The organism is Bradyrhizobium sp. STM 3843 (genome assembly GCF_000239815.1).
Classification (GTDB): Bacteria; Pseudomonadota; Alphaproteobacteria; order Rhizobiales; family Xanthobacteraceae; genus Bradyrhizobium.
The window spans coordinates 1-9,026 of sequence record NZ_CAFK01000202.1 but is presented as its reverse complement, the minus strand read 5'-3'; the positions used below and the strand labels follow the sequence as shown (position 1 = coordinate 9,026).

The 9,026-nt window shown below is 62.6% G+C and carries 4 protein-coding genes; 2 read left to right on the top strand and 2 right to left on the bottom strand.

The window, feature by feature from the left end; genetic code table 11:
• Both BRAS3843_RS21805 and BRAS3843_RS21800 read left to right on the top strand, forming a co-directional pair.
• The coding region (locus BRAS3843_RS21805) for a response regulator (protein WP_035982419.1) at positions 1-3,178 on the top strand (3,178 nt) is incomplete at its 5' end.
• Between the two features lie 13 nt (positions 3,179-3,191).
• On the top strand, positions 3,192-4,685 hold the full coding sequence (locus tag BRAS3843_RS21800; RefSeq protein WP_083841413.1) for an HWE histidine kinase domain-containing protein: 1,494 nt from the start codon (positions 3,192-3,194) through the stop codon (positions 4,683-4,685).
• On the opposite strand, the gene BRAS3843_RS21795 is transcribed toward BRAS3843_RS21800, so the two are convergent.
• Together BRAS3843_RS21795 and BRAS3843_RS21790 are read right to left on the bottom strand one after the other, a co-directional pair.
• Positions 4,682-6,973: an FdhF/YdeP family oxidoreductase gene (locus BRAS3843_RS21795; protein ID WP_008971215.1), complete on the bottom strand. Its 2,292-nt coding sequence runs from the start codon at positions 6,971-6,973 to the stop codon at positions 4,682-4,684. The two genes, BRAS3843_RS21800 and BRAS3843_RS21795, sit on opposite strands and share 4 nt — an antisense overlap.
• A gap of 418 nt (positions 6,974-7,391) precedes the next feature.
• Positions 7,392-7,952 carry a type 1 glutamine amidotransferase domain-containing protein gene (locus BRAS3843_RS21790; protein ID WP_008971214.1) on the bottom strand — a complete coding sequence of 187 codons (561 nt, stop codon included), beginning with the start codon at positions 7,950-7,952 and terminating at the stop codon, positions 7,392-7,394.
• Between the last annotated feature and the right edge of the window lie 1,074 nt (positions 7,953-9,026).

Genomic DNA, 9,026 nt, shown 5'->3' with positions numbered 1-9,026 from the left:
TGCCAACCTGACCGAGCAGGTGCGCGGCATCGTCAAGGTGGTCACCGCGGTGGCCAATGGCGACCTCAAGCAGAACCTGACCGTGAAGTCGAAGGGCGAGGTCGCGGCGCTGGCCGAAACCATCAACAACATGACCGAGACCTTGGCGACCTTTGCCGATCAGGTTACCAGCGTGGCGCGCGAGGTCGGCGTGGAAGGCCGGCTCGGCGGCCAGGCCAATGTGCCCGGCGCTGCCGGCACCTGGAAGGACCTGACCGGCAACGTCAACCTCCTCGCCGCAAACCTGACCTCGCAGGTGCGCGCCATCGCTGAGGTCGCCACCGCCGTGACCAAGGGCGACCTCACCCGCTCGATCCAGGTCGATGCGCGCGGCGAAGTCGCCGAGCTCAAAGACAACATCAACACGATGATCACCAATCTGCGGCTCACGACCGACGTCAACACCGAGCAGGATTGGCTGAAGACGAACCTCGCGAAATTCACCAACATGCTGCAGGGCCAGCGCGACCTGACCACGGTCGGCCGGCTGCTGCTGACCGAGCTGTCGCCGCTGGTCAATGCGCATCGCGGCGTCATCTATCAGGTCGAGAACGAGTATTCGCCACAGCTGCGGCTGCTCGCCGCCTATGCCGATGACGGGATCTTTCCGCATCCGCAGGTGCTGCAGTTCGGTGAGAGCCTGGTCGGCCAGTGCGCCATGGACAAGCGGCAGCGGCTGGTCGCCGATATCCCGACCGACGCCGTGCCGGTCGGCTCGGCTCTGATGCGCGCGCTGCCGCGCAATCTGGTGGTGCTTCCGGTGCTGTTCGAAAACCAGGTCAAGGCGGTGATCGAGCTTGCGTCCTTGAGCACGTTCACGACGTCGCAGATGACCTTCCTGGAGCAGCTCACCGACTCCATCGGCATCGTGCTCAACTCGATCGAGGCGACGATGCAGACCGAGGGCCTGCTGAAACAGTCGCAGCAGCTCGCCGCCGAGCTGCAGGCCCAGCAGCGCGAGCTGCAGCAGACCAACGAACAGCTCGAACAGAAGGCGCAGCAGCTCGCCGAGCGCAACGTCGAAGTGGAACGCAAGAATCAGGAAATCGAGCAGGCCCGGCGTGCGCTGGAGGAAAAGGCGACCGAGCTCGCATTGACCTCGAAGTACAAGTCCGAGTTCCTGGCCAACATGTCGCACGAGCTGCGGACGCCGCTGAACAGCATCCTGATCCTTGGTCAGCAGCTGACCGAAAACCCGGACGGCAATCTGACCGGCAAGCAGGTCGAATTCGCCCGCACCATCCACGGCGCCGGCACCGATCTGCTCAACTTGATCAGCGACATTCTCGATCTTTCCAAGATCGAGTCCGGCACGGTCACGGTCGATGCCGAAGAGATCCTCACCTCCAATCTGCTGGAGACGGTCGGCCGGCCGTTCCGGCACGAGGCCGACAATCGCCAGCTGTCCTTCAACATCGAGGTCGATCCGAACCTGGCGCGAAGCATCGTCACCGACTCCAAACGGTTGCAGCAGGTCTTGAAAAATCTGCTCTCCAACGCCTTCAAGTTCACGGCCGAAGGCGGCGTCGGGCTGAAGGTATCAGCAGCGCTCGGCGGCTGGAGTGCCGAGCACCCGGTGCTCAACACCGCGCCTGCGGTGATCGCGTTCGAAGTGACTGATACGGGCATCGGCATTCCACAGGAAAAACAGAAGCTGATCTTCGAGGCGTTCCAGCAGGCCGACGCCGGCACCAGTCGCAAATATGGTGGCACAGGCCTTGGACTCGCGATCAGCCGCGAGCTTGCGAACCTGCTGGGCGGCGAAATCCATCTCAGAAGCGCGCCGGGTAAAGGCAGCACCTTCACGCTCTATCTGCCACTGAAATATGCCGGCCCGGCGGTCGCGCCGCGCATCAGCTCTGCGCCCTCCTCGCAATATGTTCAGTCCCCGGCCCTGCAGCAGCCGGCGACCCAGGAGCGTGTGATCGAACAGCTGCCGGACGACCGGCTCAATCTCGACCCCGGCGACACCATCCTGCTGATCGTCGAGGATGACCCGCATTACGCGCGCGTGCTGATCGACCTTGCGCGCGACAAGGGCTTCAAGGTCCTGGTCGCCAGCCGTGGCGCCGAAGCGCTCGACCTTGCCAAGCAATATCAGCCCGCCGCGATCTCGCTCGATGTCTTCCTGCCGGATATGCTGGGATGGACGGTGCTGAGCCAGCTCAAGCACAATCCGCTGACGCGGCACATTCCCGTGCAGATCATCACGCTGGACGAAGACCGCCAGCACGCCCTGGCGCGGGGCGCTTTCTCCTTCGTCAACAAGCCGACCACGACCGAAGGCGTGAGCGCGGCATTGGCGCAAATCAAGGAATATGCCAAGCCACGTCGCAAGCGCCTGCTCATCGTCGAGGACAATCCGGCCGAGCAGCTCAGCATCCGCGAGCTGCTTGACCACGACGACATCGAAATCATCGCCACCGATACAGGCGCGGATGCTCTTAATGTCCTCCGCGACTCTCCTTGCGACTGCGTGGTGCTCGATCTGCGCCTGCCCGACATGAGCGGCTTCGATGTGCTCGATCAGCTCCGCTCGGACTCATCCCTCTCGGGCGTGCCGGTCGTGGTCTTCACCGGGCGCGAGTTGTCCGCCGAGGAAGATGCGGAACTTCACACGATGGCACGTAGCATCGTTGTGAAGGGTGTCGAGTCCCCGGAACGCCTGTTGGACGAAACCGCACTGTTCCTGCATCGGGTCATCACGGAACTTCCGGCCGAGAAGCAACGGATGCTCGAGAAGCTCAACAGTTCCGACGAGGATCTCGTCGGCAGGACCGTGCTGCTCGTCGACGATGATGCCCGCAACATTTTCGCACTCTCGAGCGTGCTGGAGCGGCGCGGCATGAAAGTGTTGACCGCAACGATGGGGAGCGAAGCGATCGAGCTCGTCGAAACCAATCCTACGATCGCAATCGTGCTAATGGACATCATGATGCCGCAGATGGATGGTTACCAGACCATAGGCGTCATCCGGCAAAACCCGATCTTCGCCCGGCTCCCTATCATCGCGCTCACGGCGAAGGCCATGAAGGGAGACCGCGAAAAGTGCCTCGAAGCCGGCGCATCGGATTATCTCGCAAAGCCTGTCAACACTGAACAGCTGCTCCTTGCGATCCGCATGTGGCTGCATCGCTGAACGGCTGATGATGATGGAACATGAAAAGGTCAACATCCTTCTGGTCGATGATCAGCCGGCGAAGCTGTTGGCTTATGAAGTCATCCTGAAGGAACTCGGCGAAAATCTCGTGGTCGCGACCTCCGGCCGCGAGGCGCTGGAAATTCTCCTGAAGACCGAGATCGCGGTCATCCTGGTCGACGTGTGCATGCCAGAGCTCGACGGCTTCGAGCTCGCTGCGATGATCCGCGAACATCCGCGGTTCCAGAAGATCGCGATCATCTTCATCTCGGCGATCCAGGTCAGCGACTTCGATCGCTTGCGCGGTTATGAGATGGGCGCCGTCGATTATGTTCCGGTTCCGGTGGTCCCGGAAGTGCTACGCGCCAAGATCAAGGTGTTTGCTGAGCTCTATCGCAAGACCCGGCAATTGGAGCATCTCAACACCGAGCTTGAGGACCGCGTGCGCGCACGCACCGCCGAGCTCGAACAGTCGACGGCCCAGCTCGTCGAAAGCGAGCAGCGGCGGAGCATGGCGATTGCCGCCGGAAAGATGGGCTCGTGGGATTGGGATGGCGTGAACGGCGACTGGATGTGGGACGACGGCCAGTACCGCATCTTCGGCGTCGATCCCCGCGGTTTCGAAGTCAACTCGGCGAACATCATGGCGCGGCTTCATCCGGAGGACGTCGCACGGCTGCAGCACCTCATCGCCGATTTCAACAAGGGTGTCAGATCGTTTGAAGCGGAGTTTCGCATCAACCGGCCTGACGGCGAACAGCGCTGGTGCGTCGCGACGGCTGCGGCCACCACCGACGCCACGGGGCGCGTTTTGCGCGTGAGCGGAGTTACGGTTGATATCACCGACCGCAAGCGCGCCGAGGAACGCCAGACCCTGCTGACGCGCGAAGTCGATCATCGTGCTAAGAACGCACTGGCCTTGGCGCAGTCCATCGTCCGCCTGACCCGCGCAGAGGACGTCCAAGCCTATGTGCGGGCGGTCGAAGGCCGTATCAGCGCGCTGGCGCGCGTCCACACCATCCTGTCGTTGTCGAGCTGGCAAGGCGCCGAAATCGGCCGCCTGGTGGCCGAAGAAGTGGCGCCGTACACGACTGGCGGACAGATCTCCTTTTCGGGAGCGGAGCTGCAATTGCAGCCGGCAACGGCGCAGACCCTTGCGCTCGCCTTGCATGAGCTCGTCACCAATTCGGCGAAATATGGCGCCCTGTCCGTTCTGAGCGGTCAGGTGTCCGTCAGTTGGAGCATCGAGAATGACCGGTTCGATCTGATATGGATCGAGACCGGAGGTCCGCTGGTGCACACCCCGACTTCACGGGGCTTTGGAACGCGCAGCCTGATGGCGAGCGTCGAGAGCCAGCTCGGCGGCGAGGCCGTGTTCGATTGGCGGCCGGAAGGGCTGATCTGCCGGCTGCTGGTGCCGCTCGGCCGCGCCGCAATCAGCGCGGCCGTGCATCCCACGCCGGCGAGCGTGACAACGGTCGCGTCACGGCAGCGCGCCGTCGGCTAGGCAGCGCGCGCCGCGTCCTTTGTGATGCGAACCGGGACCGACTTGGCCGCCGGAACCTTGCTGCCTTCGGCATAGTGCCAGAGCGGGATCAGCCCGTTGCATTCCGGGTAGTAGGCCGCGATGCTGTTGCGCGGAATGTTGAACGCGACCACCTGCAGACCGCCCAGCGATCGTTCGACGCCATCATTCGCCTCGGTTTTCAACGTCACGAAATCATCCTGGATCAGTCCGAGCTCGGCCATGTCGCCCTTGTTCATGAACACGACGTGGCGGCCGCCGGTGACACCGCGGAATCGATCGTCCTCATTGTAGATGGTCGTGTTGAACTGGCCATCGGCGCGCAACGTCATCAGCTGATAGACACCGCCTCCTTCTTGCGGCGGAATGAGCGCAGCCTTGGGCACCGTGAACGTCGCCTTGCCCGTCGGCGTCTTCCACTTGCGCTCGCGGGCGCCGAGCGGCCGCGGAAAACCGCCGGGCTGAAACAAGCGCGCGTTGAAATCCTTGAACTGCTCGGGATAGGTCCGCTCGATCGCGTCGCGCACCAGCGAATAGTCCCCGATCCAGGCATCCCAATCGATATGCGGATTGGGCGGCAGTGTTGCCTTCGCAATCCCTGCCACGATCGCCGGCTCCGACAGCAGCCCCTGCGCGACCGGCTTGCGCTGGCCGCGGGAGCCGTGGATGCATGTCGTCGAATCTTCCATTGCAACCGCCTGCGGGCCGGTGGCCTGGACATCGACCTCGATGCGTCCGAGACACGGCAGCAGATAGGTGACCTCGCCCGGAACCAGATGGGTGCGGTTGAGCTTGGTCGCGATCTGCGCGGAGAGGCGCAGTTTCGACCACGCCGGCTCCATCAGCGAACGCTCGGGCACCGCGCGCAGGAAATTGCCGCCGAGACTGATGAAGCCCTTGACCTCTCCCTTCAGGATCGCTTCGCACGCGTCGACCGTATTCAGCCCGTCCCAGCGGGGCGGCTCGAACTGATAGAGCTCCGCCAGCTTGTCGAGAGGCACCAGCTTGGTCTTCTCGGAGATCCCCACCGTGCGCTGGCCCTGGACGTTGGAGTGACCACGCACCGGCGAGATGCCGGCGCCGGGCTTGCCGATGTTGCCGCGCAGAAGCAGCAGATTGACGATCATCTTGACCGTCTCGACCCCATGGCGATGTTGGGTGATGCCCATTCCGTAATTGGCAATCACCGCGTGGGATTTGGCGTAGACCTTTGCCGCTTCGAGAATCTCGGACCGTCTCAGACCAGATGCACGCTCGATATCGCTCCAGGACGCCTGCCGGCAGCAGTTGGCAAACTCCTCGAATCCGGACGTGTGCTGCTCGATGAACATCACGTCCAGCACGCGCGGGCCCTTGGTTGCCAGCGCCGCGTCATCGGCCTCGATCACGGCCTTGCAGAGACCGAGCAGGGCTGCGCCGTCGCCGCCGATACGCAGCTGATGATATTGCGTGCTGATCCGCGTGCCGCCCGTCACCAGCATCTCGATCGGGTTCTGCGGGTTGGTGAACCGCTCGAGCCCGCGCTCGCGCAGCGGATTGAAGGTGATGATCGGCACGCCGCGCTTCGCCGCCTCCTCCAGAGGATGCAGCATGCGTGGCGAATTGGTCGTCGTGTTCTGGCCGAAGAACAGGATGCAATCGGCCTTCTCGTAGTCCGGCAGCAGCACCGTCCCGACGGGAACGCCGATCACCTCCGGAAGAGCCACGGAGGTCGATTCGTGGCACATGTTGGAGCTGTCGGGGAAATTGTTGGTGCCATACATGCGCCCGAACAGCTGATACATGTAGCTGGTCTCGAGCGAGGCTCGGCCTGACGTGTACATCACGACCGACCGTGGATCGAGCTGCTTCAGCTCGGCGCCGATATCGCGAAACGCCTGCTCCCAGGACACCGGCACGTAGGTGTCCGACCCGGCATCGTAGCGCATCGGATGGGTCAGACGCCCCTGCTCCTCCAGCTGATGATCGGACCATCCGCGCAATTCGGTCAGCGTGTGCCGGGCGAAGAACTCCGGTCCGATGGTCTTGCGCGTGATTTCCCAGGCTGTCGCCTTGGCGCCGTTTTCGCAGAACTCGAACGGACGCGGTTTTGCCGGCTTGGCCCAGGAGCAACTCACGCACATGAAGCCGTCCGGCTTGTTCTGCTTCAGCAGGATCTCGCTGCCGAGCAGCGCAACCTCTTCCTGGGTCAGGATGCTCGCCACCGCATGCAGCGAGCCCCAACCGCCCGCCGGTGCGTCATACTTTCCGACCTTGGCCTTCTCTCTCATGGCGGCACCTCCGGGCGCTGTAAAATCCGGCAACAGGTGAGATCAGCGGAAGTTCCGGGCCCGTACGGAACCGTGCGGTCGGTCTTAATCTGTTGAATGGGCTTGTCTGTCGGAGAGCTCGATCCGATCGCGCCGGAGCCAATTTTCCAGATCGAATCCACGTCTGACTGAACGTGGTGCGATCAGCCATCATTAGGAACAATGTGAATTGCCGCGCGTCTTTACTCGGCTCCTGGCGGCGTTCCCCCATCACGTCGGGAGCACTCCGTGTGGAATGCGGCCTCAGCGTTCGACCCCTCGAGCGCTGGGGTCGTTCACCTGTTCAACCTTGACAGATCAACCCGTCGTCAGGCTCGCGCCCGCCCCAAGGCCGCGCGCAGCGCGCGGCCTTGAACTGACGGATCGAGCTTGGGGCGGCTCAAGCAGCGCTGCGCTGGAAGTGCCGGCCTTCCTTGACCTCCTCGATGATCTTGGCGCTGAACGCCTCGAGATCGCCTGGGTAGCGCGAGGTGATCACGCCTTGATCGACCACCACCTCCGCCTCCACCCAGGTGGCGCCGGCGTTCGCCACATCGGTCTTGATCGACTTGTAGGACGTCATCTTGCGGCCCTTGGCGATCCCGGTTTCGATGAGGAGCCAAGGCGCGTGGCACACTGCGGCGACGACCTTCTTGGCATCGAAAATGTCCTTGATGAATTTCAGTGCCTTTGGCTCGACGCGCAGCAGGTCCGGATTGATCTGCCCGCCTGGCAGCACGATGGCGTCGTAGTCTGACGCCGAGGCCTCATCCAGGGTCTTGTCCACCTTGACCGGACGGCCCCAGTCCTTCTTGTCCCAGCCCTTGATCTCGCCCGCAGCCAGCGAAACAATGTCCACGGTTGCGCCAGCCTGCTTCAAACGGTCGCGCGGCACTTCCAGCTCGGACTGCTCGAACCCGTTGGTGGCCAGAATCGCGATCCTCTTTCCCGACAAATCCATTGCCTACTCCCTGATGAGTTGGAATGCCGGTCAATGAGACGCCGGTTGCATCGTTCCCCGCTGAGGGCGCTAGGCGCTCTCCGGCCTTGTCACAATTCATCGAGCACCCCGTTCATCGCGGGGAACACCCCCGGTCCAGTGTCGTTGACGACGGGCGCGGATTTTCCGTGCGCGGCGGAGATGCTCAAGATCGCGTCAAACGCCGCGATGTCAGGATCCGGAGTGTGCGGTGCCCTACGCTCTGTTCGAGAATGATGAAAGACTGACCCGCCCGTTTCGTACCGAACGAGAGGTCTGGGAGGCCGCCGAGCGCGCCGATCTCGTCACGCTTGGCACGCATGGCGAAAAGATCCTGGACAATGATTTTGAGATCAAGCCCTGCGAGGCAACGCCGGATGAGCTCGCTCTCCCTCACCCGGATATCGTTTTCGCTAATGGCGAGCCGGAGGAGCCGACCGAGAGGAACGGCTCCCCCGATCCTAGATTTCCTTCGCCTCCGACGAAAACGAAGGAGCCGTCGTCGTAATGACCGGCAATAACAATCCGCCGCCCGGAACTAGCCGTCGAACGGCCCTGCTGTCGAGGCCCCGGTCCAGACCGGGGCTTTCTTTTATTCGTCCGCGCTGCTCCCTAAACGGAGCTACTCAACCGGCACGGCTCGATTTGGAGTCCGGGGCCGTCCGCGGCAGCTGGACTGAGATGTGGGGCGATGTGCTGATCACACGGGGGCTCTGATCCCAGGCGCTCTGGCTTCGCAGCGTTTCCAGCAACAAAATGAATTTTTCTGCAAGCATGGCCGTCTTCCAATTCACTGGCGCACCTTGCACCACGCATGTGCGCTCGACCGAATGGCCTAAGATGCTGCGCGGCGTTTGTTTCAACGCGATGTCGTCGGCTGACCAAAATGATGTCGTCGGACACTCCGAGCGCCGCGAAATCGCATCGCGACCAGCAAAAAGCCGAGGTGCGACGCACCCCGGCTTTCAACTAGGTTAATAATTCGTAGCGCTTTTCGTCAGTAGCAGGAGCGCGGATCGACCGCGACGTACTCACCGGAAGGATAGCGATAGTAGC

What these genes read in the sequence shown, in the direction of transcription:
- BRAS3843_RS21800 (WP_083841413.1), top strand. Translation starts at nt 3,192, where the DNA reads ATGGAACATGAAAAGGTCAACATCCTTCTGGTCGATGATCAGCCGGCG.
- BRAS3843_RS21795 (WP_008971215.1), bottom strand. Translation starts at nt 6,973, where the DNA reads ATGAGAGAGAAGGCCAAGGTCGGAAAGTATGACGCACCGGCGGGCGGT.
- BRAS3843_RS21790 (WP_008971214.1), bottom strand. Translation starts at nt 7,952, where the DNA reads ATGGATTTGTCGGGAAAGAGGATCGCGATTCTGGCCACCAACGGGTTC.